This window comes from Allomuricauda sp. R78024 (assembly GCF_044596045.1).
Classification (GTDB): Bacteria; Bacteroidota; Bacteroidia; order Flavobacteriales; family Flavobacteriaceae; genus Flagellimonas.
On record NZ_CP138995.1, the window covers coordinates 1,101,305 to 1,128,248 of the forward strand.

16 protein-coding genes are annotated in these 26,944 nt (G+C 36.8%); 3 read left to right on the plus strand and 13 right to left on the minus strand.

What is annotated here, in order from left to right:
• The first annotated feature begins 35 nt into the window (after positions 1 to 35).
• Positions 36 to 3,752 (plus strand): metallophosphoesterase, encoded by a 3,717-nt coding sequence (locus tag SJY44_RS04960; RefSeq protein WP_396591505.1) that lies wholly within the window; start codon positions 36 to 38, stop codon positions 3,750 to 3,752.
• Here SJY44_RS04960 and SJY44_RS04965 read toward each other — a convergent pair.
• From SJY44_RS04965 to SJY44_RS04985, 5 genes are read right to left on the minus strand one after another with little or no spacing between them, the layout of a single operon-like run.
• Positions 3,749 to 4,609 (minus strand): hypothetical protein, encoded by an 861-nt coding sequence (locus tag SJY44_RS04965; protein WP_396591506.1) that lies wholly within the window; start codon positions 4,607 to 4,609, stop codon positions 3,749 to 3,751. The two genes, SJY44_RS04960 and SJY44_RS04965, sit on opposite strands and share 4 nt — an antisense overlap.
• Complete coding sequence (locus SJY44_RS04970; protein WP_396591507.1) at positions 4,606 to 5,505, minus strand: GyrI-like domain-containing protein; 900 nt, start codon at positions 5,503 to 5,505, stop codon at positions 4,606 to 4,608. Before SJY44_RS04970 ends, SJY44_RS04965 begins: the two co-directional genes overlap by 4 nt.
• 47 nt (positions 5,506 to 5,552) lie before the next feature.
• Entirely contained in the window at positions 5,553 to 6,881 is a 1,329-nt protein-coding gene (locus SJY44_RS04975) for a vanadium-dependent haloperoxidase (RefSeq protein WP_396591508.1), read from the minus strand.
• Between the two features lie 12 nt (positions 6,882 to 6,893).
• The gene (locus SJY44_RS04980; RefSeq protein WP_396591509.1) at positions 6,894 to 10,160 is read right to left on the minus strand and encodes a VCBS repeat-containing protein; all 3,267 of its coding nucleotides are present in this window, start codon (positions 10,158 to 10,160) and stop codon (positions 6,894 to 6,896) included.
• The gene (locus tag SJY44_RS04985; RefSeq protein ID WP_396591510.1) at positions 10,153 to 13,458 is read right to left on the minus strand and encodes a VCBS repeat-containing protein; all 3,306 of its coding nucleotides are present in this window, start codon (positions 13,456 to 13,458) and stop codon (positions 10,153 to 10,155) included. The genes SJY44_RS04980 and SJY44_RS04985 overlap by 8 nt, the downstream gene beginning before the upstream one ends.
• Before the next feature lie 182 nt (positions 13,459 to 13,640).
• Between SJY44_RS04985 and SJY44_RS04990 the strand changes: the two genes are divergently transcribed.
• Complete coding sequence (locus tag SJY44_RS04990; protein ID WP_396591511.1) at positions 13,641 to 15,293, plus strand: solute:sodium symporter family transporter; 1,653 nt, start codon at positions 13,641 to 13,643, stop codon at positions 15,291 to 15,293.
• 13 nt (positions 15,294 to 15,306) lie between these two features.
• Here the strand turns inward: SJY44_RS04990 and SJY44_RS04995 are convergent, their stop codons facing one another.
• The 5 genes from SJY44_RS04995 to SJY44_RS05015 all read right to left on the minus strand — a co-directional run bounded on the left by SJY44_RS04995 (position 15,307) and on the right by SJY44_RS05015 (position 20,774).
• Positions 15,307 to 15,774, minus strand: coding sequence for a monoheme cytochrome C (locus tag SJY44_RS04995; protein WP_396591512.1), 468 nt, complete (start codon positions 15,772 to 15,774; stop codon positions 15,307 to 15,309).
• A 2-nt stretch (positions 15,775 to 15,776) separates the two neighbouring features.
• Positions 15,777 to 17,000 carry a sulfite oxidase gene (locus SJY44_RS05000; RefSeq protein ID WP_396591513.1) on the minus strand — a complete coding sequence of 408 codons (1,224 nt, stop codon included), beginning with the start codon at positions 16,998 to 17,000 and terminating at the stop codon, positions 15,777 to 15,779.
• Positions 17,001 to 17,008: 8 nt separating this feature from the next.
• Positions 17,009 to 18,553, minus strand: a complete 1,545-nt coding sequence (locus tag SJY44_RS05005; protein ID WP_298924328.1) for a sodium/solute symporter — start codon at positions 18,551 to 18,553, stop codon at positions 17,009 to 17,011.
• Between the two features lie 149 nt (positions 18,554 to 18,702).
• Complete coding sequence (locus tag SJY44_RS05010; protein WP_396591514.1) at positions 18,703 to 19,860, minus strand: LLM class flavin-dependent oxidoreductase; 1,158 nt, start codon at positions 19,858 to 19,860, stop codon at positions 18,703 to 18,705.
• Between the two features lie 23 nt (positions 19,861 to 19,883).
• Positions 19,884 to 20,774 (minus strand): aldo/keto reductase family oxidoreductase, encoded by an 891-nt coding sequence (locus tag SJY44_RS05015; protein WP_396591515.1) that lies wholly within the window; start codon positions 20,772 to 20,774, stop codon positions 19,884 to 19,886.
• 125 nt (positions 20,775 to 20,899) lie between these two features.
• On the opposite strand from SJY44_RS05015, the gene SJY44_RS05020 reads away from it, so the two are divergent.
• Positions 20,900 to 21,442, plus strand: coding sequence for an NADPH-dependent FMN reductase (locus tag SJY44_RS05020; RefSeq protein WP_396591516.1), 543 nt, complete (start codon positions 20,900 to 20,902; stop codon positions 21,440 to 21,442).
• Positions 21,443 to 21,460: 18 nt separating this feature from the next.
• Here the strand turns inward: SJY44_RS05020 and SJY44_RS05025 are convergent, their stop codons facing one another.
• From SJY44_RS05025 to SJY44_RS05035, 3 genes are all read right to left on the minus strand, one after another.
• Positions 21,461 to 22,459 (minus strand): LacI family DNA-binding transcriptional regulator, encoded by a 999-nt coding sequence (locus SJY44_RS05025; protein WP_396591517.1) that lies wholly within the window; start codon positions 22,457 to 22,459, stop codon positions 21,461 to 21,463.
• Positions 22,460 to 22,512: 53 nt separating this feature from the next.
• On the minus strand, positions 22,513 to 23,445 hold the full coding sequence (locus tag SJY44_RS05030) for a YeiH family protein (RefSeq protein ID WP_396591518.1): 933 nt from the start codon (positions 23,443 to 23,445) through the stop codon (positions 22,513 to 22,515).
• 64 nt (positions 23,446 to 23,509) lie between these two features.
• Positions 23,510 to 26,845, minus strand: coding sequence for a VCBS repeat-containing protein (locus SJY44_RS05035; protein WP_396591519.1), 3,336 nt, complete (start codon positions 26,843 to 26,845; stop codon positions 23,510 to 23,512).
• Between the last annotated feature and the right edge of the window lie 99 nt (positions 26,846 to 26,944).

A 26,944-nucleotide genomic window follows, 5' to 3' on the forward strand; every position in this document is an offset into this window, starting at 1 on the left:
CCAAAATACAAAATTTTGGAATCAACTTCAGTCATATGAAAAAACATTACTTAGTTATCCTTTTATTGGCCATTGTATCTAGTTGTGCCACCTATGAGGCAAAATATACTGTCCCGTTCAATAACAGCAAAACTTTGAACGCTAAAGAAGTGGAACACACCTTTTATTTAATTGGTGATGCGGGAAAATCCCCGGTAGGCGATTTAAACCCTGCTCTTAAAATATTTAAATCTAAATTGAGAAATGCAGACAAGAACAGTACTGCTATTTTTTTAGGGGACAATATCTATCCAGCAGGATTCCCGAACAGAGAGGATGACCCTTCTGGTCACGAGTTGGCAAAAAACCATTTGGATGCCCAACTAAGTACAGTAAAAGAATTTAAAGGAAAAACTGTGTTTATTCCCGGTAATCATGATTGGTACAGTATGGGGCTTGACGGATTGGAAAGAGAGGAAAAGTACATTCAAAAAGCTTTGGACAGCAAGGAGGTATTTTTTCCGGACAATGGATGCCCCATAGAAAAGATTAAGATAAGTGATAATATAGTTGTAATAGCCATTGATACAGAATGGTATTTGACCAATTGGGACAAACATCCAACTATGAACGATGATTGTGAAATAAAGGATAGAGGAAGATTCTTTGAAGAATTGGAAGGATTGATCAAAAAGAATTTGGATAAAACCATAATCATTGCCATGCATCATCCAGCGTTTACCTATGGTTCCCATGGTGGGCAGTTTTCATTTAAAGAACATATTTTTCCTGTGGGAGGGAATGTTCCCATACCTATTTTGGGTACAATAGGTAATCTTCTTAGAAAAACTTCTGGCGCTTCAATTACAGATTTACAAAACAAAATGTATAACCACTTAAAGAATCGGTTGATCACCTTAGCGCAATATTCAGAAAAAGTCATTTTCACTTCTGGACACGAACATTCACTTCAATATATAGTAGAGGAAAATATACCTCAGATAGTTAGTGGGTCTGGAGCCAATAAAGGTTATACCCGTCTACTCAACGGAAGTAAATTTTCTTCAGGTCAAATGGGGTATGCCATTTTAAAAGTATACAAAGATGGTTCTTCAGGAGTGGATTTTTATGGCCTCGATGATAATGGAGTTGAAGGTTTACTATATAGTTCAGAAGTGTTGGCTTCAAATAAAAAGAAGATAAGCAGTGATTATAGTGATACGTTTCCTGCGGAAATGGAAGCATCGATCTATACAGATGAAGAGATAGATAGAAGTGGTTTTTACAAATGGCTTTGGGGAGATCGTTATAGAAAATACTATGCTACTAAGGTAAAGGCACCAACAGTACGCCTAGACACTTTATTTGGAGGCCTAAGCGTAGTAAGAAAGGGTGGTGGAAACCAGTCCAACTCATTAAGACTCCAACACAAAGATGGGAGGCAGTTTGTAATGCGCGCACTTAGAAAAAGTGCAGAACGATATCTACAGGCAATCGCCTTCCAGGAACAATATATTATAGGAGAATTTGAAGGTTCTTATACAGAGAAACTGCTGATGGACTTTTATACCGGTGCTCACCCATATGCGCCGTTCGCACTTGGTCCACTTTCGGACGCTGTGGGAATCTACCATACAAACCCAAAGTTGTATTACATACCCAAACAAAATACACTTGGTGACTACAATAACGATTTTGGAGATGGACTGTATATGATTGAGGAGCATGTATCTGAAGGGCATGGAGAGCTGGCGAGTTTTGGGTATTCCAATAAGATAGAAAGTACATATGACCTAATCAATAAGTTGAGGGAGGATGAAGAGTATAGCATTGATAAAAAAGCGTATGTAAAAGCTCGTTTGTTTGATATGTTGATTGGTGACTGGGATCGTCATGTAGATCAATGGCGTTGGGCAGAGTTTGAAGATGAATCTGGGAATAATGTTTTTAAGCCTTTTCCAAGAGATAGAGATCAAGCCTTTTCTATTTGGGGAGATGGTGCGTTGATGTCGTTTGCATCAAGAACGGTTCCTTCTTTACGAATTTTTGAAGGATTTAATGAAGAAATACGCAGTGTAAAAGGGTTTAATGGATCACCAAGAACGTTCGCTTTGGATATGGCATTGCTATCTGAGACTGATAGGAACTTATGGATAGAACAGGCAATGTTAATTCAGGAAAAAATAGATGAATCAGTAATTGATGATTCGTTCTCCGCTTTTCCAAAAGAAGTTAATGATGAGACTGTTTCCAATTTTAAAACGATACTATTAAAAAGAAAGCAAAATCTTGTCAATACGGCAAAAGAGTACTTTAATATAATAAATAAATATAGCGTAGTTACAGGTACGGATAAGGATGATCACTTCGTTATCAATTCATTGAAAAATGGAAGTTTGGACGTTAGAGGGTATCGAATAAAGAATGGAAAGAAAAAGGATTTATTTTTTGAAAAGAATTATGCTCCGGAATTCACTAAAGAAGTTTGGGTATATGGATTGGACGATGACGATGTTTTTGAGGTGAATACACAAACCTCTAAAATAAAAGTTAGAATAGTAGGGGGACAAAACAATGATGAATACAAAATAGCTGAGAAATCTAAAAAGGTACACGTCTATGATTTTAAAACAAAAAAGAACACCTATGATGAAGCCTTTGGAGGTGTAGTTCACGAGGTAAATGACTACGACACCAATACCTATGAGTTTCTAAAAGTAAAGGCCAGCAATAATCAATTGTTACCGTCTCTTGGGTTTAATCCAGATGATGGATTTAGAATTGGGCTTACCGACACCTATACGTTTAATGGATTTAGACAGAATCCTTTTACCCAGCAACATACATTCAATGCAGCTTATTATTTTGCTACAAATGGATTTGATTTAGCGTACAATGGAGAGTTTGCCAATGTTTTTGAAAATGTAAATTTAGAATTGAAGGCTAAGTTTACCAGTCCAAATTTTAGTATTAATTTCTTTGATTTTGGAAATGAAACCGTGAACAATGATGATGAAGAGGTTCTTGAGCTAGATTTTAATCGAGTAAAAATTAGAACCATTGCTTTTGCACCATCTCTGGTTTGGAGAGGTTATTTAGGATCAAAAGTACGTTTGGGTGTTTCTTATGAAAACTATGATGTAGAAGAAACAGAAGGGCGTTTTATCGAGGGATTCTTTACCGATGTAGGACGAGATACCCAGCAGGATTTTTTTGGAGTAGATGCGGAATACAGTTACTCCAATACGGACAATGAAGCTTTTCCGACCATGGGAATGAGCTTTTCTTTGCATGGAGGGTATAAAACGAATTTGAGTGATTCAGGTAGGGCGTTTGGATTTATAGTGCCTAGCTTGTCCCTAGATCATAAAATTTGTTCTGATGGCAGATTGGTTTTGGCCACAAAAATAAAAGGACACTTTAATATTGGAGATGATTTTGAATTTTATCAAGGAGCCAGTATTGGTGCAAATGATGGTTTAAGAGGATTCCGTTTCCAACGGTTTACAGGGAAAACGGCCTACTATCAAAATACAGATTTACGATATAGTTTTAGAAAGCGTAAAACGGGGGTGTTGCCTGTAACCCCTGGAATCTTTGGAGGGTTTGATTATGGTAGAGTTTGGTTCCCGGGAGATTCTTCGGACAAGTGGCACAATTCCTATGGTGGAGGATTTTTCCTGAATGGAGCTGATTTGCTCTCAGCAAATTTTGGATTTTTTAATAGTTCGGATGGTCCACGATTTGCTTTTGGAGTAGGCTTTGGGTTTTAATCAATCTTGTAGGAATATAAATTCCGACCTTTGGTTTTAGACTGTTCATCTGCTATTAAAAGTGTGTTATTGTCAATAAAGCAAATGGATTCTTGTTGGGTTCTGTGCTTTACATCTATGGTGCGCAGAGTACCTTTTGTAAAATCATCCGAACTAAAATCGGTAAACAACCATATAAAACCAGAGCCCAGTAATACAACCTTTTTTCCATCGGGAGAGATATCAGCTCCAGTGACGGAACAGAACTGTTGGTCCGTGCAGGCAGTGAATTCTCCTATTAATGTTGCTTCATGAGAGCCAACAACAGCAGGAATTTTATAAATAAAAGCCTTTCCCGTATAGGGCTTAGTTCTATTTTTTGTGATGAGATATAGAAAGTTGTTTTTGTAAAAGAACGCCTCACAATCAAACATCAATTTTGACTTTTTTGGCGGAAACTTCTTTTGCTCTGGGTAATGAAAGGTAATTTTTTCCGCTTTTATTTTTTTACCAGTTTCATTTTCAGGATTTGGTGTTTTATAGATTGAAAGGTTCTTTCGGTCGTTGGCGTTATTTCCAAAATTCCCTATGTAGAGATTCCCTTTTTCGTCTTTGGCCAAATCCTCCCAATCATGGTTTTTAGCATTTTCTACCTTGAATTCCTTGACTAGATTTGCTTCAAGATTTATGGCATATAAATGATCTTTATTTCCATTGTCTTCTATTGCCCAAACCGTGGTATTATTGATAGAAACAATTCCAGATATCTCACTGAGTTTTGAAGGAAGTTTCCCCAAGTACGTTAAGTCCCCATAGTAAGGTTTTTGGGCACATCCTTGAAGGAATACAAATACTAGGAAAATAGTCAGTTTATTCATTTAGATTCTTTAATTGGCATAAATATTTCTGCTTTCCATTCTAGTTCATTCCCTCCGATGCTTGGGTTATCGTAAAAAATTTCAACAGGAGTTTTCACAACTTCAATATTGTTCTTTTGAGCATAATCCAAAAGCTTATACCAAGCACGGTCAGAGGTTATGTAGTTTCCATTATAAATAGCTTTTAGAGCCTTAGTACCTTCAAAATCTTTATATTTTATCTCATTATTCACCGGCAGTGTGTCTGATTTTATTATGGGATAACAAAAATTATATTCAATACTGTCATTCTGAACGTTCCATTTGGTAATTTCAGTAAAAGGAGAACCGTTTAGTTTAAGGTTGTTTTGCTTTACAAATCCGCTTAAAAAAGGATGGTCTCGCATCATGCCAAATGCTTTTTCAGATTGGAGTCCTTTGACGGTCAAATATGCACAAAAAGTAGACTTTAACTCGTCCTCTCCAACTACACTGACCTTGAAGTTTTTAACATGATTGTTTAAAACCTGATTAAAGTTGACAAGATTTTTTTTGGAGCGTTTTTCTATGACCGTTGAGGTAAAAGGAATCATGAGTTTATTCATGAAACTATTGTTTAAATCCTTGACTCTTACCTTAATTTTTGAGGTAGAATCTGTAATAGGAATTATTTCCCAATCATATTGGACTATGGTATCATTAAATTTTAATTGCTGTTTAATATTCAATAGCCCATCCTGTTCTAATGAAACATTGGATTGCATTCGTTTATCCCAACTTTTTATAGTTTGATTAATTGCACCAGGAAAAGTATTGGCCTTAAATGTTATTAGATAATCATTGGGTTTTACAAAAAGGTACCACCCCAGAAAAGCAATAAGAATAGAAACTATTACCAAAGAAATTTTTCGTTTCATCAGTACTCAAATTAAATTTTAGGTTAAAGAATTATTGAATCATTGAATCATTGAATCATTTTAAGGTTATCCACCACAAATTTACCTAAATCACGTCCTTGTTTTACCCCAACATTTACAGCTTTACGGTAATGGATTCCACCATACATTCTACTTATGGCAGCTTCATCAGCTGCTTGCTTAAATGAAGTGAAAGAACGCACAGGTAATCCGTAAGGCACTTCGGTGTCATCGTCAAAAGCAAAATCGTCTCCAAAAATATCGGTAAGTGTAGTTGCCGCTGCGCCCGACACTACGCTATGACCACTGGTATATTCTGGAAATGGAGGTGTTTGTAGAATGGGCACCCAATTTTCATCAATATGCTCATTAATAAGGGTTTCTGGTCGTATTAGGTTACTTCTGTATTTTTCATCCCAGCAACTTATAAAAGCATCGACCATGGCAATGGATGCTTTGGTATAAGCGTAAACAGTTTTGTTTACGTCGGCATTGGATTTTCTACTTGCAATTTTTGTAATACCAATCCAATGCGCTCCAGGGGTAATTTTTTTGGTTGCGAACATTAAGTGGCCCCTAGTTACAGATACATAAGGATTGCAATCCCAAAATTGGGCAATCTCAACTTCTTCTGAATCATCCCCAGCAGAAGTTATTTGATTGCTGATGTCATAGACCTCTTTTAGCTCTTTAAAGAAATCAGAATCTTCTTCCATAGAAAATGGAGGAGGAGGAGAGGGTTTAAACTGACTGGCGGAATCTATAACGAAAGGTCTTATTTTGTTCCAATGTGGCTCAATGCCCGCCATGTATGCTGGTGGTGTAGGTTGCCATCTTGATGGATTATCGGTGTCAACGGTAAACTTTGGCATGGTTCGGGTTTGGTTGTAATTATCCCCATTCATCCATTTTGCAATATGCTCGGCAACTTCCAGTCCATAGGTCTTTGAGCTATTGAATTCTTTTGTGTTTTTGCCCTCCCAAATAGTATAAAGACTATCGCGATAGGCTTCGATTCGATCTTCAGAAAAAATAAGGCGTTTGCTTAACTCTATGTGCGCGATTAATGCAGCCAATTCATGATTGATTACTTCTCCATCTTTAGGGGTGGGAATGGCCTTTAATCCCCTAACTTGATTGGCCAACGATAGGTATTCATTTTCTTGTGAGGCCAAAATTTCGTAGGCGGCAATATTTGGATAAGCAAATATTCTACTTGCCACGGGGGGCGAAAAGATATCATGTATCATTACTTCCGTTACCTTATCAACTGAGCCGTGAAAATCTTCAGGAGTAATAGTAATGGGTTGACTTTCTTCTGTGCAAGAAAAAAGAAACATAGCGAATAGAAGTAGTAAGCCGATTTGTCCTTTCATCATTAAATAGTTTTAATTCTGTACCCTATATACTTGGGGTTTATCGTTATTAAGCGTTACTAAAAGATAAGTTACATTATTGATTGTAACTATGTTTAGGTGTCTTATTGATTTCTGGGTAAGTTCCAAGCCCAATCTATCACCCAAAATTATATCATTTTCATTAGTTATCAATGCTCCTAGAAAAGAATCGAATCTTCCCTGAAAAGGTGTAACCCCAAAGTAGTTTCCAGCTACTAATACCTCGTTTTTGGAATCGCCATCAAAATCATGGGATAAAAAGGATTTAATTGGAGAAACCTGCAGCTCTGATTTAAAGGGTACAAAAGTGAATTTATCACCCATATTCTTCAAATAGCCAGAACGCAGTTCATGAGCCTCTAAAACTTTTGCTTTGTCAAGGATTGTCTTGTCAAAAAGTTGCTCTATAGTTTTACCTGCAAACTCTTTATAGGTATTGAATTTTTTTCTGAGAAAAACAAGTTGTCCAGATAATTCATCTAGACCTAAAATAGGATAGTATTGTCCATTTTTTTGCGTGGCAACGATGGTCTCCGTACTTCCATTTTCATCAAAATCAGAGAAGAACATTTTCATCGGAGCATTTTCAGATGCGCTAAATTTTGAGTTTGAACCCCAGTTGCCAAGCAAGTAATCCATATCTCCGTCGGAATCTATATCAAAAGGTTGAATAGCTTGCCAAAGCCCTTTTAAAGAACTGTCTAAAAGGTCAACTTCACTAAAATTACCATTGGAATTTTTATAGAATCTTGGAGCCATCCACCCTCCCACTAAGATTAAATCATCCGATCCATCATTATCAAAGTCCGTCCAAACGGCATCTGTGACCATTCCGCCATTTTGGAATGGGGCATTTTCTAGTATTGAAAAACTACCACCTTCATTTATCAGTATGAATGAATTGGGAATCTCCCCGAATTTCGATGTAACGGTATTAGCACCCACAAAAAGATCTAAGTCACCATCATTATCATAATCATTTGCTTTAACTACTGAAGCATTTTCAAAGAAATCTGGCAGATTGGATTTTACAAAACCAGAATCCGTTTTAACAAAATAACTATCTGATAAAGGTTTAGCTTTTCCAGAGAAATCTGCCCCGCCTGAACCCATAAATATGTCATCCTTCCCATCTCCATTAAAATCTTTTATTAGTGCAACTACATCTTCCTTGACCGAATCTTTTTGTAGCTCAAGAAATTTTTGCTCCACAAATGATGTATCCTGTTGCACATAGATTTTGGAAGGAAAGAACTTTGATCCTCCAAAGAATACATCTTCTTTGCCATCTCCATTCAAATCTCCTACAGCGATTGCCGGACCTAAATCAGATACACGATAAGGGATAAGTTTCTCTCTATTAAAGTCGATATGATTATCCTCTATATGTGTAAAATCTATCCCTAAATTATCATCCACTTTTTTGAAAAGAGGTTTGGTTTTAGGTTTTATTGATTGATAATTAAATAGCTTTGTATTATCTGGTTTTATCTCTAAGGTTTGATTTGTGGCAATATCTCTAAGAGTTTGATATGATTTATCTGGCCAAACAATTTTTATTGAATCAACCTTTTGGGTAGTTCCGTACCCAAAGTGTATTAAAGGCTCGGAACTTGATTGAAACCCTCGACTAGTATAGAGTTCTTTATATTGTAAAATGCCTTTATGATAGGAATAAACTTTTGTTCCAATACCAAAAGGGTTCTTTGCTTTGAACTTTGGTTGAATCTTTAGGTAGTTTGCACTTGTATTGGTCTTATTAACATAAATAGTGGCTGGTGCGTTTATGTTATTGGTGACTAAATCTAAATCTCCATCGTTATCCAAATCTCCATAAGCGGTAGCTCCCGATATTAAGGTGTCTTTGGTAATCCAATTGTCAGATTTATTTTCAAACTGGAGATTTGTACTTCCCTTAAATACAACATTATTTATGGCTCCAGAAGGCATCAAATCAAGTGCTTCTTGGTCTACTAATTTAGTATTATCAAGTTTCTTTTGAATCTGTTCGTTAGAAATAAAACGGATATAATCTAAATCATTTGGACGTTTTGGAATTCCGTTGGAAACAAACAAATCTTGTTCTCCGTCTTGGTCATAATCTCCAAATAATGCGCTCCAACTCCAGTCCGTTGCAGCAATTCCACTAAGTAATGCGGTCTCTAGATAATTACCGCTGGGTTGGTTAACATAAAGCATATTTCTTGTAAACTGATAATGATACCCGTAACGCTCAATCCGAAGTCGTTGAACTTGAATATTATCATCCCCTTCTGAAGATTTTAACGGGATTTCATCTTCTGGAAGCATATCCAAAGAAATTAAATCTGGTAAGCCATCATGATTAATATCTGCAACATCACTCCCCATGGAGAACCTGCTCGTATGTCCAAAGTGTTTCCTAAGACTTTCGTTAAACGTTCCATCACCATTATTTAAATAGTAATAATCGTCTTCATGAAAGTCATTCCCAATATAAAGGTCCGGATAACCATCTAGGTTAAAGTCGGAAACAGCTATACCCAACCCATATCCATTTATTCCACCATAAATGCCTGCTTCCTCGCTAACTTCGATAAATTTTCCTCCATCGTTCCTGAGTAGTTTATCTCCTGTTTCAAAATTCCTTGTATAGCGTAGATCAACTCTGCCGAATGACTCTTGAGTATGCACTGCATGGTTTAATAAGTAAAGGTCCAAATCCCCATCAAGGTCATAGTCCAGGAAAGCAGCAGAAGAACTGTACGAGTCAAAATCCAATCCATATTTTGCAGCACTTTCTGTAAAGTTGACCTGTCCTGAGCCTGCCGAAGGGCCATTATTGATGAATAACTCGTTATGTCCTTCAAAACCATTGATTCCAACTACAGCGCATACATAAATATCCAGAAGACCATCGCCGTTTACGTCTCCCATTACTGTACCTGTATTCCATGTACTTTTCCCTTGAATACCTGCACTTTCTGAAATATCTTCAAATTTTAGTCCACCTTTGTTTAGGTACAATGCGTTTTTTACCTGATTTCCTGAAAAGAAAATATCTGGCAAGCCATCATTATTGATATCGCCAATAGCTACTCCACCACCATTATAAAAATAGAGATAGTCCAAAATGTTTAAGTCATCTGATTCCGTCAGGGTATTGGTAAAAGAAACCCCAGTATCTTCAGTAGATGGATTTGAGAAAAGCTCACCTTCTTTTTTTCCACAGCCTAAAACAAGCAGGAAGAGGAGTGATAAAGAAATACATTTATTCATTTTGAATTTTTTCTAAAAACAAAGGGGTGGAATCGTTAATGCCAACGACATAATATTCCCTTTTGTTAATCATAATTTTTTTGATGCTCCTAGCCGGACCAGGGATGTTAACTCCTACATTGTTTACCCATTGAAAACCATTTTCCCCAAAACGCAAAAGTATGCCATGTGATGCATCCATCCTACCCAGTTGAGTGCTAATTTCATAGTTATTGCCAACGGCAAGAATGTCTTTATGGCCATCCTTGTCAAAGTCATCTACAATGATGTCATTGATTGTTGAAACCTGTGCCATACTGGGCAATTTAATTTTTTTGAAGGTGATATCCCCAGTGTTTTCAAAATAACAGCTAGAAAGCTCGTAAACTTTTTTCTGCTGTGCATTTTTAAGGTTCTCAGAGCCAAAGAGATCTTCTAGTGAGGCTTTTGCAAAACTTTCATAAGAAAGGAACTTCTTGTTTAAAAAAGGCATTTGTTTTACCAGTTCATCTTTGGAGGCGAAAGGGGTTTCTTTTTCATTATAGAAATAAGTGACCAAAGGTTCTATGGAACCGTTATCATCAAAATCGTGACTGTATAGGGTAATCGGGTTTTCTACGGATGCTTTTAGTTTGCTGTTATTGCCCCAGTTCCCTGCTACCAAGTCCAAATCCCCATCATTGTCAAAATCTTCGGCAATAATGGAATTCCAAAAACCATGGGTTTTGTCCAAACCATTATTTGAAATCAATTCCATTTTTTTGCCATCATTCATAAAAATAGAGATGGGCATCCAATCACCAAGTGCAACAAGGTCTTTAAACCCATTACCATCCAAATCTGACCAAATTATATCCTTTACATTACCTATGGATTTGAAACTAGGACAAATACTAGAAGTGACATCTTCAAAAACACCCTCCCCATTATTTTTAAATAAATATTGTGTTGCGATAGTTCCAAATTGCTGAGGAACTTGATCGGAAGTAATACAGATGTCCGTATGGCCATCTCCATCAAAATCTACTGTTGTAACTTTAGAAGCATTTAACTCAACTCCTTTAAATGCTTCGGGATCTTTTAAAAATGTTCCATTTTGATTTAGGTAAAACCTTGGTTGTATTCTGTTAGAGGATTTAAATTCATTGCCCGCACTTACTACCACCAAGTCTTGAAAGTCATCGCCGTTGGCATCAAAAAACACATGTGAAACGTCCTCATTGAATGCATCTGCTGAAAAAACATCCTCTTGTTCTTCTATAAACGTGCCTTCAATAGTCTGGATATAAAGTCTAGATGCCTGTGCCTTTGCCCCTGAAATAAAAATATCTTGTAGGTCATCATTGTTTACATCAGCTACCAAGATTGAAGGGCCTTCATTTGTATTGGCAAAAGGGGCCAATGGGTCTCTGTCAAAGTCATAGGTGGGTTGCTCCTTATGAACAAAAGAAACCAGGCTGTCTCTTTGAATAAATATTGAAGGCTTAGCATTATTCCTTTCGGCATAAAAATTACCACTTGCGTTCTTTTCTTCAACTTCTAGTCTGCCTGAGTTGACAGATTCAAGTTTTTGGTATTTTCCAGTGGGCCAAATAACTGTAAGTGATGCTAAAATGGAATCTTTGCCAATTCCCAAATGGAGAGTATTGGGGACAGCAGATAAATACCCTCTGCTCACATAGTTTTCTTGAGCTAAAGTTCCGTTTGTGGTATTTGCAATAAGTTTAGCGCCTATACCAAATGTATTTTCTTTGTTTCCTTTAAAAGTTACTTGGATTGAGTTGTAATTTGGTTTTGAATCAAGAGTATTTTCAAGAATAAAAGCCTCGTCATTAACATTATTGACTACCAAATCCAAATCCCCATCATTGTCCAAATCTGCATAGACACAACCATTGCTGAATGAATTCTCTTTGTTGGACCAAGAATCAGTGACATTTTTAAATGTCAGATTGCCATTATTCTTAAAGAAATAATTGGCAACTTTTTTTTCTGGCAGTTCATTGATAAAAGCCATTTCCTTTTCTGACATTCCCTCTTCAATTTGCTTCTGAATTTTATCATTGGCTATAAAACTGATAAAGTCCATGTCATTGGTTGCGCCCTTTATTCCATTAGAAATGAATATATCTTTATGACCATCGTTATCAAAATCAGCAAAAAGAGGCCCCCAGGACCATTCCGAAGCGGAAATACCACTCAAATTAGCTATTTCACTAAAATTTGTATTCCCTAAATTAAGGTGTAGGGTGTTTTGCATGTATTGCGGGGCAAAACCGTTTTTCAAGTATTGTTGATATACCGGAAAAGCATATTCCAATCCCGAAGTTTTATAGGTCTCTAAATTCTCCGGTAGCATATCCAAAGAAATTATGTCCGTTAAACCATCATTGTTAATATCAGCAATGTCATTACCCATGGAAAAATGGGAGGTGTGCCCCAACTTGGTCTGATCTTCAGAAATAACCTCTTTAAAAGTTCCATTCTTTTGGTTGATGTAGAGGTAGTCGTTTTCAAAAAAATCGTTCCCCACATAAATATCTGGATAGCCATCATTGTTAATATCACTAACACCAAGCCCTAGACCATATCCAATGCCACCCTGAAAAATTCCAGCTTCAGCTGAAACATCAACAAAATTTCCGTTGTCATTTCTATACAAAACATCGCCTGAAAGAGAGTCTATTTGTTTTCTCTTTATTCCCTTACCGTATGATCTATTTGGATTTACGGAATGATTGAGCAGGTACATATCTAAATCCCCATCTATATCATAATCAAAAAATGCTGCTTGTGTTGAGAATCCAGAGAAATCTAGATTGTATTTAGATGCTTCTTCTTTAAAGCTGGAGATTCCGTTTTCATCAACACCTTGATTTACGTATAGTAGATTCTTTCCTTGGATTGTTTTGTAATTTCCAACCTTGCATATATAGATGTCCAATAGGCCATCGTTGTTAATGTCAACATGGGTTACACCCGTTGTCCATCCGTCACTATTGTTAATGTTGGCAGCTTCTGTGATATCTTCAAACTTAAAACCCCCTTTGTTTATATAAAGTTTATCCGCTCCTTGGTTTGATGTAAAATATAGATCAACTAAGTTGTCATTATTAAAATCACCAGCGGCAACTCCTGCACCATTATAGTAGTAGAGATAAGTAAGAATATTGAGTTCTGGGGTATCCTTGAGCTCGTTTTTGAAAGTTATACCAGTATGTGATGCAGGTTGTTTTTTAAAAAAGCTTTCTGAGCTGTTTTTAGAACAACCAACACCTAGTAAAATAGCACTAAAGAAAATCCAGTAGATTCTTCTCATTTCATCAAAATAGGGGGTAAGATAACCATTCCCTTAGTAACAAAGAAAGCCGAATTAGTTAATGTTTTATAGAAACATATGTAACATATTTTGATGATTATATGGTATCTTAAGATAGTAATTGTTGTTTTGGTAAATAATCCAATATATTTATAAACTACAAACAAACTGAACAAATCAACATGTTAGGAATATTATCTTTTCTAGGCTTTACTATTTTAGTAGGGGTCATTGCATATTTGGCTACAAGAAGTACTGATGAAAAATCATCTGATGGATATTTTTTAGGTGGAAGGAGTTTAACAGCGGGAGTGATAGCAGGATCTCTTTTGCTTACCAATTTATCTACAGAGCAAATAGTTGGTTTAAATGGAAGCGCCTATACGGATGGTTTGTCTGTTATGGCTTGGGAGACCTTGGCTGCCATTGCTATGGTTATTGCGGCCATATTCCTGTTGCCTAGATATTTAAAAGGCGGCTTAACGACTGTTCCACAGTTTTTGGCAGATAGATTCGATGTCGCCACCAAAACGATTACATCAGGGCTGTTTTTAACGGGCTATGTTGTAGTACTGTTGCCCGTAATCCTGTATTCAGGGTCCGTGGCCATTAGCGGTATGTTCAATGTGCCGGAATTGTTGAATGTTTCTGACAATACTGCCCTTGTAATATGTATTTGGGGAATTGGTGTCATTGGTTCAATTTATGCAGTATTTGGTGGATTAAAAGCGGTTGCGGTTTCGGATAGTATCAACGCCATAGGGTTGATGATTGGGGGAATTTTGATACCCATATTTGGATTGATGGCTATTGGTGATGGCAGCGTATTTGCTGGGTTGGATACATTAATGTCTACAAATCCAGAACGATTTGATTCTACAGGGCAACATGGACAAGAAGTGCCATTTGCGACTATTTTTACCGGTATGATGCTGGTTCAATTGTTTTATTGGGGGACCAATCAACAGATTATTCAGAGGGCTTTGGGAGCAAAGAGTTTGGCCGAAGGGCAAAAGGGATTGTTGTTGGCTTCATTCTTAAAAATATTGGGGCCGCTAATTTTAGTATTGCCTGGAATGATAGCATATCATTATTTTGACGGAAATCTAGAATCTAGTGATATGGCTTACCCAGCTTTGGTAGGGGCCGTATTGCCGAAATATCTGGTTGGTTTTTTTGCTGCAGTATTATTCGGTGCAATTCTAAGTTCGTTTAATAGTGTGTTGAACAGCTCAGTGACCCTTTTTGGAATAGATATTTATAAGCAGCATATCAACAAAGAAGCCTCAGAAATCAAGGTGGTTAAGTATGGAAAGGTATTTGGAGTTTGTTTGGCTTTGGCAGCAATGTTTATAGCCCCTTTAATTGCCAAGGCTGGCAGTTTGTTCAACTACTTGCAGGAAATCAATGGAATCTACAATATTCCTATACTAACGATTATAGTCGTTGGTTATTTAACGAAACGAGTACCTGCAATTGCAGCTAAAATCGCCATATTTTTAGGCTCGGGACTCTATATTATCAGCCAATTCATTATTGGGCCTGCTATGGTAGATAAGGCATTGGAAACTGCAAAGGCATCTGGAATAACGGATGAAGCAGCATTGAAACTTGTTGAAGCTGATGCGTATCCTCATTTTTTGCATGTAATGGCCATTCTATTCCTGTTAAATGCCGGGATTATGTTGATAATTGGCAAGTTCTATCCGAGAAAGGAAGCTTTTGTTCAGAAGTATACCAAACAAGTGGAAATAACACCATACAAGTATGTAAAACAAGCGGGAGCCATTGTTTGTTTTATCGTAATAGGAATCTATATTTATTTTGCTAAATAAATCTGATACGGGGTTATTTTTCCAAGGGATACCATTCAATATCCGTTAATACTTCGCGACGACCCTTTTTCTGGGGAGCGTAGTTAGTTGTAAGGTAATTGACTATAGCTTCCTCTTGATTTCCTAAATCCCATAAGTTCTGGGTTTCCTGCATCCAACGGATAGTGGCTACCCATCCTTCTTTGGTCATTCTGTTTTGCGTGACCAGTTTGGCTGAGTGACAATTGGTGCAATTTTGGATTACCTCTGTAAGTCCTGTTCCATCAATAAAACCAGTGACAACATGAATCCCGTTTTCAATCTTACCTTCAACTTCTGGAATGGTTATTATGGCAGTTTCTTCTGGTTTATTTTGTAGAACGGAAGGATTTAAAGCAACATAAATAAAAGCAAAAACAGCAATGGCAATCAAGCCAAAAGCGGCAATGAGTTTCTGGTAAAGGCTACGTACTTGTTGTTTAAATTCGTTTTCGGAGGACATGATTAAACTACCTTAATTGCAATTCTATGACAGGCATTATTTAGATATCCTTTTGGATTCCATCCGGGCAGAAGCATAGGCTGTCCAGTACCTTGAGAATCTGTGGCTCTTGCCCAAACTTCGTAATATCCTTTTTTAGGAAAGCCGCTGATTTTTGCTGAAAAATGTTGCCATGCTAACCGGTTAGCTGGTTTCTCAATTGTGCAACTATTCCAAGTGGATCCAAAATCTATAGAATACTCCATTTTAGAAACTTCCAATTCACCTGCCCAGGCATGACCTCTAATATTTAAGGATTGTCCTTCTTTAATCATAGCCCCAGACTTAGGGTAAGTAATCAATGACTTTACTGGCATAGATTCAATAATGCACATATCCTCATCGGCCACTTTTTCACCCGGAGCAACGGGTTCACATGGTACACGATAAGAAGTGCCGGTCATCTTTGCACCATCATGTTCCTTGTTTCGAATGCTAATTCTATTGACCCATTTTCCAGAAGTAGACGCAGGCCAACCACCTGAAACCAATCGTAATGGATACCCATGAGCCAATGGAATATCTTCTCCGTTCATTTTAAACGCCAACAATGTTTCATCTTGCTGTGCCTTAGCAATTGGGACGCCTCTAGAAATGGGTTCTTTCTCCGGATTTCTACTTAAATGTATGTCCGCGGCATGGTACCCAATGTACACCGCATCATTTTTGATTCCAACATCTTCCAGTACATCTCTTAGACGAATTCCGGTCCAATTTGCACAAGATACAGCACCAATGGTCCATTGATTGCCCTTTGCTGGTGGATTGAACTCTCTACGCCCGTTTCCACCACACTCTAAGGTAAGTTGATAGGTGTGTTGCTGGAACTTAGATTTTAATTCTGATAAGGAATAGGTTTTACTTTTTTGAACTGATTCACCATCAATGGTCAAAGACCAGTTATTAACATCTATGTTTTCTGGAATAAGACCATTGTTCCTAATAAACATGAACTTATTAGGTGTGATTTTATCATCTAAAAGATGGGCTTTCGCTTCAATGTTCCACGGTTTGTTGTTAAGAACCGTCATATCCGAATCCTTCTGAAATAATTTAAAAGGATCAGGGTCTTGGAGCGCCAATGGTTTATATCCTAAGGGTATTGTATTCCCAAAGACGATATCGGTTCCAAGGATAGCACTAAAAGTGCCCAAGGTCCCTTTACTAATGAAACTACGTCTTTTCATTATCTATTTTAGTGAAAAATAATATGAAGCAGAACCAATGACAATGCCATTCCAATACCAGCTTTGGCCAGCATAGGTGAAGCAGGTTCAGGCTTCAATTTGTCCTTAATAAATCCAGTTCTTGATCCTAACCAAATAATTACAAATCCAATTATGATAACCCACATGGCTCTAACAAAATAGTTCATGTCCGGGAAATACTCTAAGAAGAAGAATTGTAAAGGAACTGTGGCCGCAAACCCGAACAGCGCAACTCTGTGTTTTGGAAAAGCTAGGAATGCTGCAGCACTTATCAATACCACAATACCACAATTAATAAAGTACCTTAATTGATTGAGCGTATGTGTAAAGGCAGCGCCAGGATCTTGAAACTTTAAGTAAAGCAGGACAATTCCAATGATTGAACCTGAAATAAAAGCTAATAAAATGGCTCTTTTTCCTGACCTAACTACCTGTTGGTCCGTTGCTTTTTTATTTACATATACCTTATAAATATCTATGGACCATAAAGTGGCCAACGAGTTAAATGTGGAATCCACGGTACTCATTAATGAAGCAAACAAAGCACACAAAACAAGGCCTTTAATCCCTATAGGAAGATAAGTGTTTACCAAATATGGGAAAGCAGCGTCTGGTTCTGGCAGTCCATTTTTTCCTAGTATACCGACCAATGCAATTCCTGGTAGAATGATTATGGCGGCCATAAAATACTTCATAAGTCCTCCTACCATTAGTCCAATTTGAACATCTTTCAAACTTTTAGCAGCCAATGAACGTTGCACGACTGACTGGTTTGCACACCAATAATTAATATTTAATAAAAAAGCACCAAAAATATGTGTCCACGGTAATGTATCATGATCAGCAGGTAAATGTAAATGCATTAAATCACCTGTCTTTTCATATAGCTGGGACCACCCACCCATATGATATATCGCAATAAATAATACCACTACACCGCCAGTCAATAGAATTCCAAATTGTATAACGTCTGTACGTACCACTGCTGCCAACCCCCCAAAATAGGTGTATGTAGCTGAGAAAAGCCCTAAGAAAACAATTAGAATTGTGATTCGAATCAATCTATCTTGATGTATAAAAGAAAGGAAATCTCCAAAGACTAAATCTACCGAATAGGCACCCCAGAATAATGCGGCTCCTAATGTAATAGTAGAGAACAAGAGAATATTTGAGGCGGAATATAATAGTGCAACCGTACTACCCAACCTAGTTTTAATAAACTGGGTTATCGTAATAATTTTTTCCCTTAAATACATGGGGACAAAGATGAATGCTGCTAAAAGTAAGCCCTGTATTGCATTGATTTCAAAATTTGCCTGAGCTAACCCATACAAATAGGCAGAACCCATAAAGCCAAGGAATTGATATCCTTGAACGTTGGTAGCAATAGTTGAAAAAGCAATTGAATGCCAACGTAGATTTCTGCCGCTTAAAAAATATTCTTCCGTTGTTGCTTCTTTTGAAGTCCTTCCCGTAAGCGCAGTAACGAATACGATAATAAAATAAGCACTGACAATTAGTAAATCAATCATAGACTATGCAATTAGATGAGTTAATTCCACAGCACAAGATTCCAAATAACAATTTCGCATAATTGGTTTGGTATTAATGGTTGGTTATGGAATAATTCTTAATTATGTAATATACTATTTTGTTTCTAAAATCAGTACCTAAGAGCTTGTTAAATACGTGTTCCGGCACCTAGAGGACTCATTGGTTCTTCTTCGGATACCTTTCCTTGCGCAATTGGCATAGAAAATGTCTTCAGACGTGGCAGGACCAATTTGGCAAATCGCTCACATTCTTCTTTATGTGGATATCCGGAGAAAATAAATGCCCTGATTCCCATATCCATATAACGATTTAATTTTTCTACAATCTGGTCAGGATTTCCAACAAGTGCTGCCCCGCATCCAGAGCGTCCCCTACCTATTCCTGTCCACATATTAGGTTCTACGTAACCATCATCTTCAGCGATTTCACGCATTTCTGCTTGCCTGCTAACACCATAGGATTTTGCATCCAAGGCTCTTTCTCGCATTTCTTTTCCTTGTTCTACACCTAATTTTGAAACAATACTATCGGCATATTCCCTTGCCTCTTCTTCAGTTTCACGCACAACAACGTGCACTCTAAGTCCAAAATCTATTTTACGGCCATAACTTGCGGCTTTGGCGCTCATGTTTTCCATTAACTTTCTTAGATTTCCTTCCGTTTCTGGCCACATTAGATAAACATCACAATGCTCGGCACATAAGTCAACTGCAGCTGGGGAATAACCACCAAAATAAAGTAATGGACCTCCATTTTGATAAGGTTTAACCGGGTCGGATGAAAGTTTCATGTTATAAAATTGACCTTTGTAGTCAATCTCATCCTGGGTCCATCCTTGTTTCAAAATTTCTATAACTTCTCTTGATCGTTGATAACGGTCTTCAGAAGACATTTCTTCACCAGGTAGTGGGGAAGAGATAATATTGATAACAAATCGACCTTTTAAAATATGATCAATAGTAGCCAGCGTTCTTCCCAACATGGGGGGGTGAATTTCACCACAACGCACCGCGGCCAATAAATTGATTTGCTTTGTCATAGGACCTACTGCAGCAACAAAGGGTAATGTATCCTGTCCAACCTGATAAGAAGAAGGGCATAAAATGTTTCGGAATCCATTTTTATCTGCAGTTAGTAATATTTCAGATGCATTTTCAAATGTACTCTTGTGATCCATGCTCCGCTCACCTAAGTAACGATCATCGCCATTACAAATGGGGGCAAACCATGATACTTCAGCTCCTTCTAAATGTGGAGACCTAATTTCTATTTTGGAATTTTCCATTTCTCTTTCTTTATCTATTTTATTTAATCTATTTCTCTTCCTAAGGCAGCTTCCCAGAGCATGTACCATTCTTCATGGGTCAATGATATTTCCAAAGCTTTATGTGCAGCTTGAATACGTTCAATTTTTGAAGTTCCCAAAACAGGGATTATACCCGCAGGATGCTTTCTAAGCCACGCATAAAGAATTTGATCACTTGCGGCATTATATTTTTCTGCTAATATGGCTAAGGTTTTTTGAATACTCTTGACTTTGCTGTCCGTACTATCTTTAAAAAGCAAGCCTCCACCCAACGGAGACCAAGCAGATGGAATTACTTTTAGTTTCTGGCATTGATCTAAGGTGCCATCTTCAAAAGCATTACGGTGTAAAAGTGAAATTTCAACTTGATTGGTAACTAATGGAGTCAATGAGTTTAACAAATCAAATTGCGAAGGCGAAAAATTTGAAACCCCAAAGGCCAATACTTTGCCCTCCTTTTTTAGTTTGGAAATTGCTTCAGCAATTTCGTAAGGATCAAAAAGGTAATCTGGTCTATGCAGCAGCATTACATCTATATAATCCGTTTGCAAACTTGCCAGCGATTTCTCTACGGATGCTTCTATGTGATGTACTGTTAAATCATATGATTTTATCTTGTGCTCAGGACGATTTTCTGAAACCAGCTTTATCCCACATTTAGTGGTAATCCGCATTTTTTGGCGGAGGTCTTTCCTTGATTTAAGCACATTGCCAAAATCTTCTTCCGTAGTATAGTGGCCGTAAATATCTGCATGGTCAAAATCTATAAGATTTAAATCAAGACACCCTTCAATAAATTGTTCATATTCAGATGTGGAAAGATTGCTTCCCCATGTTCCCAATCGCATAGTGCCGATCATATATGGAGAAATGCTGTCTTTTGTTAGTTTCATGTGCATTAAATGATTCGAGTTAGCACTCAAATTTAAATAAATTAATGATAAATGTAAACGTTTACATTATAAAAATTCATAATTTTACAGCATAAATGTTATGTTTAATCTCTTTTGTCATTTAAATGATTACAATTATCTCAGGATCCAATAGAAAAAACAACAAAACCTTACATTTTGCCAGGTATGTTTATGACAAACTTCGTTTGGAAACAGATAGTGAGGTAAAGTTTTTGGATTTATCAGAACTAGAAGGAAATGTTGTCTATGAGAACATGTACAAGGATTCTGACCAACCCAAAATGATTCAGCATATTCAAGACACGTATTTTATACCATCCACTAAGTTTTGGTTTTTTATCCCAGAATATAATGGTAGCTATCCTGGTATTGTAAAATTATTGTTGGATGCGATGTCTATTCGTGAATACAAACCAAGCTTTGATGATAAGAAGGCTTGTATTACGGGAATAGCATCCGGTAGGGCAGGGAATTTACGAGGCATGGATCATTTGGCTGAGGTTTTGAACCATTTAGGAATTCATGTGCACCCCAATAAAAACCCTATTTCCTCTATTTTTAAATTATTGAATTCTGAAGATAATTCCATAACTAAGGAGGCCGAAGAAACCCTTCAAAAACAGATTGCCCAGATTTTGAAATTTTAGACTTCTGTATCCAATAATTTATTTGGTGGAATCTCGTACGATTAGTTTAGGAGATAAAACGGTGGTTTCTGGTTCCATTTTTTTGTCCTGAAGATTTTTAAGTAATAAGTTGGCTGCCAATTCTCCCATTTGCGAGCATTGCTGATCTATTGTGCTAATTTTTGGCTCGGTCAAATTAGTGAAGTCAGCATTTCCAAACGCAATAAGTTTAACATTTTCCGGAACCGCAATATCCATAGTTTTGAGCAGATTTAAAGCATGTAGCCCAATTTCATCACCAAATGCAAAAATCCCGTCAATATTTGGATTAGTTTTAAACGCTTTTTGAAGAACCTCCAAATCAATTTTGACATTGGTGGTAAGCTCAAGAATAGAATGTTTGATAGTGTTATGCCTACTTTTTGAAACAGCATCAATAAATCCTTTTCGTCTTTCGTCAAAAATTGAAACTTTGGAATCACCGGCAATATGAATAATATTTTTGCAATCTTGGTTTATTAAATGTTCTGTTGCAAAAAATGCTCCTCTATAATCATCTAATGTCACCGAATTTATTTGCTTAAGGTTGGGAATCCTGTCAAAAAAGATAACAGGTACTTGACTATTGATGATTTTTTGAATTAAGGAAAAATCAGTTGTTTCTTTAGAGATAGAGATTAGAATACCCTCAACCTTCAATTTTAAAAATGAATTTAAAGCTTCATTTTCCTTTTCTTGAAATTCATGGGACTGTGAAATAATGATATTGTATCCAGAATCACTGACAATTTTCTCTATTCCATTGATAATCCCACTAAAAAAGAAATTGTTTACTTCGGGTACAATTACCCCAATGATTTTGCTTTTTCCGCTGCGTAGTGCCGCCGCCATGATATTAGGTTGGTAATCCAATTCTTCGGCCGCTTTGAGCACTTTTTCTCGTGTCTTGGGCGAGACCAGATGGCTTTCATTGAAAACCCTGGAAACAGTTGCCAATGATAGTCCAGTAATTTTGGCGATTTCTTTTATTCCGGCCATATAAATCAACCATTAAGATTGTTCATCGTCTTTTCAACAAAATGTTCAAAAGATTAGATGTAATTTAAAACATAAAGTAAGGATACAACACCTAAAACTATCCAAGTAAAAATACCAACAATTAAAATATTGAAGCCAAGTTTTTTAAGCTGGGCGATATTAATCTGCAGGCCAATTAGGAAAAGTGTGAAAATCAATGCTTTTCTGGCAATCCAAACAATATGCTCACTGAAGAGTTCTGCTGATGGGACGTAGGAATTAATGAGCATAGCTCCGATGAAACCAAAAATAAACCACGGAAAGGCAAACTTTTCCTTAGAGTTTGAGCCAAAAGAAATGATTAATACCAAAGGTATAATCCATAAAGTCCTCACTAATTTTGTGGTAGTGGCAACATTTAACGCTATTTCTCCATAAACTTGGGCTGCACCTACAACGGAACTTGTGTCATGTATGGCAATAGCGCTCCAGGTCCCAAATTGAACTTGGCTTAGTTCAAAATAATGACCTATGTATGGAAAAATGAACAAGGCTATTGCATTGAGTAAAAATACTATAGCAAGTGAAATGGAAGTTTGAGAAGAATCGGCCTTTAAACTTGGACTGACTGCTGCAATGGCACTACCTCCACAAATAGCGGTACCTGAGGCTACTAATATGGTTGTAATTCTCTCTGACTTGAGGATTTTTCCGAGCGCAAAAGCAATTATAAATGTACAGACAATAGTAATTAAAGTAATGAAAAAACTATTTGAACCTACTTCTATGGCTTGTTTCATATGAATTCCAAAACCCAGACCTACAACAGATAATTGCAGTAAGGTCTTTTGGAACTTCTTGCTGTTTTGAATGATATCTTGGTCAGCTACTTTGAAGATTCCGCAAATCATACCTATAGCTAAGGCCAAAGCAGGAGATATAAACCCAAGTAGGGTTCCGATTAGCACAAGTGCAACTAATATGTATGTGGCTGTTTTTGAAAGCATTCTGAACGAACGCAAAACTACAAATAAAAATGAAAACGTTTACATTTTATTTGGGCACATCAAACTATTGATTGTAGCTATAAATTTTTGGCTTTTCATTATTGATGCCTACAAAAAGGAACTCTTTATCATTCTTATCTTTAAAAGGAAGAAGATGCTTGATTTCGCCTCTTACATAAAAGCCGGATTCATCATATGGCAACCATTCAAAATCTCCATTTTCGTTTGATAGCAAAACACTACCATAGCTAGCGTCAAGCCTGCTGTATTGGGGTTTAAAATCGTAATTATTGCCTCCAAGTATAATATCAATCCTGCCGTCGTCATTGATATCTCTACAATTAATATCGCAAACACATGAGAATTGCGTCTCTTTGGGGAGTCGTTTTATCTCAAAATTTCCATTACCATCATTTATTGCAATTACACTTTCTGTGGTATTTGCTTCTTTGATAATGGAGTTTTTTAGAATGTCAGAATCTAGGAGTTCATCAATGCTCTTTGTGGCATAATCTGAAAATTTGAGGTTTTGTTTCTTTAGAGAAACGAGTTGGTTGGTGAGTTCTCGTTTCATTGAAATGGGAACATCTCTATTTTCAACACTTCTTGTCACTATCTGTTCAATAGTACCATTGTCATCAAAATCGTTGATGAACATTTTGGAAGGAGCTTCGTTTGTGCCATTATACACTGAATTACTTCCTTGGTTGCCGAGGATTAAATCAATATCTCCATCATTATCCAAGTCTTTAGGATAAACCGTATTCCACCAGCCAAGTAGACTATCCAGTGAATTAGCTAGAGGACTAAGCCTTCTTCCATTGTTCTTGAAAATTTTGGGCGACCCCCAATCAGCGGTTAGAACAAGGTCCTTTTTTGAATCTCCATCAATGTCTGCCCATTTGGCATCTGTAAGCATACCAACGTTTTTCAAATGGAAAGCCTTACTCTCTGTTACGTCTGAAAAATTTCCCGTGCCATCATTCTCTAAAAGCAAATGCTCAGGATTTACTCCATAAATACCCGGAACACTTCTGCTGCCAATAAACAAATCAACATCACCATCAGCGTCAAAATCATATGGCGCTATAACTGAAACATTAGTGTTAAGGCTTTTTAAGGTGTTTGGGCTTTTTGAGAAATTTCCTTTTCCGTCGTTTATATATATTCGGTTTGTGTAATTCTTGGCATCACCTGGTATATTGCCCCCAGAACCAACTACCAAATCCATATCCCCATCTCCTTCAATATCCAAGAATGTTGAAGCAGTATCTTCAAAAAGGCGGTCGGCTCTAAACACGTCTTGTACATAGTCCGGCTTGAGTACGCCATTTCCAGAATGTAAATAAATTTTTGCGGGATCTCCCTTTGCACCTCCTATAAATACATCTTCATTTCCATCGTTATTAACATCTGCTATGGCAACTGCTGGACCTTCTTGGGAAAGCATTTTTGAGATTAGACCTTCATAATCAAAGTCTATATGCTTGTCTTCTATATGTGAAGCGATTGATGAACCAATTTCACTTAAAAAGGGTTGTTTGTTTTCTGAATTATTTTGAAATATAATGTTAGCATCCGCTTGTTTAAGAATTAGAGAGGTATTTACATCAACACTTTTAAGAATTTGCGTCTTGTCATTTGGCCAGATTACCCTTAAAGAATCAATCTGTTTTTTTTGACCAAGACCTATTGTCATTTCATAAGCAACAGAAGATTGAAACCCTCTTGAGGGAATCAATTCCTGCCTAATGATTTCATTATCTGTAAAAAGTTCAACAACACTTCCTATACCGAAGGTATTGGGAACATCTCCCTTTAAGTCTATTTTAAGGTAGTTGTTTCCGTTCTTTTCAGCATTGTTTCTATATATAAAGAGTTCTTGGTTTACATTATTTACTATGATATCTAAATCTCCATCATTATCTAAATCCCCATATGCTGCTCCGTTTGAAAAACTGGGGGTGTTTAATCCCCAATCTTCAGAAGAATTTGAAAATGTTAAATCTCCATTGTTTTTAAATGCATAATTTGGAATAGGGGTAGAGGGCATTGCATTGATTACTTCATTTTTTTGATCTTTGTTTCCATAAACGGCCGTTTGTTGCCTTGTAACGTCTTCAAAAAAGTCAATAAAATCTTGATTGGTCAAATCGTGATAAATGCCGTTACATACATAAATGTCTCGATAGCCATCATTGTCCATATCAAACAATAATGCACCCCAACTCCAGTCGGTTCCAGAAACACCGCTGTAATTGGCGATTTCGGAGAAGGAACTTCCTTGGTTTAGCTGAAGTGTATTCTGCATGTATTGGTAGTAGTAATCATTTTGGAGTTTAAGTTGATGGGTATCAAAGGTTTCGAAGGTTGTTGTGTTCTTAAGGCGCTCATCTCCTTCTGGCAACATATCAGTTACAAAAATATCTGATTTTCCATCGTTGTTTATGTCTGCCATATCCGCGCCCATTGAAAAGAGACTCAAATGATTGGCCCAGTCCTTTATGCTTTCTGTAAAAGTTCCATCTTGATTGTTGATGTATAGATAATCGTGCTCAAAGAAATCGTTGGAAACGTAAATATCCGGGTATAGATCATTATTGATATCACCAATGGTAACTCCTAATCCAAATCCGACTAGGCTTCCATAGATGTTTGCTTCTTCACTTACATTAGTAAATATTCCATTGTCATTTCTAAAAAGCCTATCACCACCACCTTTTATCTCTTCAACCACATTCCAGTCTTCTGCTCGTAAATCACGTTTGTTTTCGTAGCCTAAACTTGCAACTGGTATGAAACTGTTGTTAAGCATGTAAACATCGAGGTCTCCGTCTTTATCATAATCAAAAAATGCAGCATGTGTAGTAAATCCGCTATCTGCTAAATTATATTCTTCTGCTTTCTCAGAAAAGGTGAGGTCTCCGTTATTGATGAAGAGTTCATTTTTTTGGTCATCACCTTTAATATTACCCGCATTACATACATAAATATCCAGAAGGCCATCTGCATTAAGATCAACCAATACAACTCCGGTGGACCAAGCTTTAGTTCCGTAGACACCGGCAGACTCTGTAATATCTTCAAAGGTAAAATCACCTTTATTAAGAAAGAGCTTATTCTTTTTACGATTGGCTGTTAAATAAATATCTGGAAGACCGTCGTTATTTATGTCTCCTATTGCAACGCCACCACCGTTATAAAAATTACGGTATAGAAAAATATTAAAATCCTCTTCGTTTTCTATGGTATTGATAAATGATATTCCTGTTTGGGTACTATCCAATGCAGTGAAAAGATGGTTGTGAGAATCAACATTTTCTTCTGTCTTCTTTTTTGAACAGGAAATAACGGTTAAAATGATGAGGAATAGAAAATAACGAAGAAGTCTATTTAGCATCGGATTTAGAATAAGTTTGATTGATTTAATTATTATTAGTTTACCGTTTAAAACTTACGGTTAAGAAGAAACCCAAATATATTTATGTCAATTCGAATG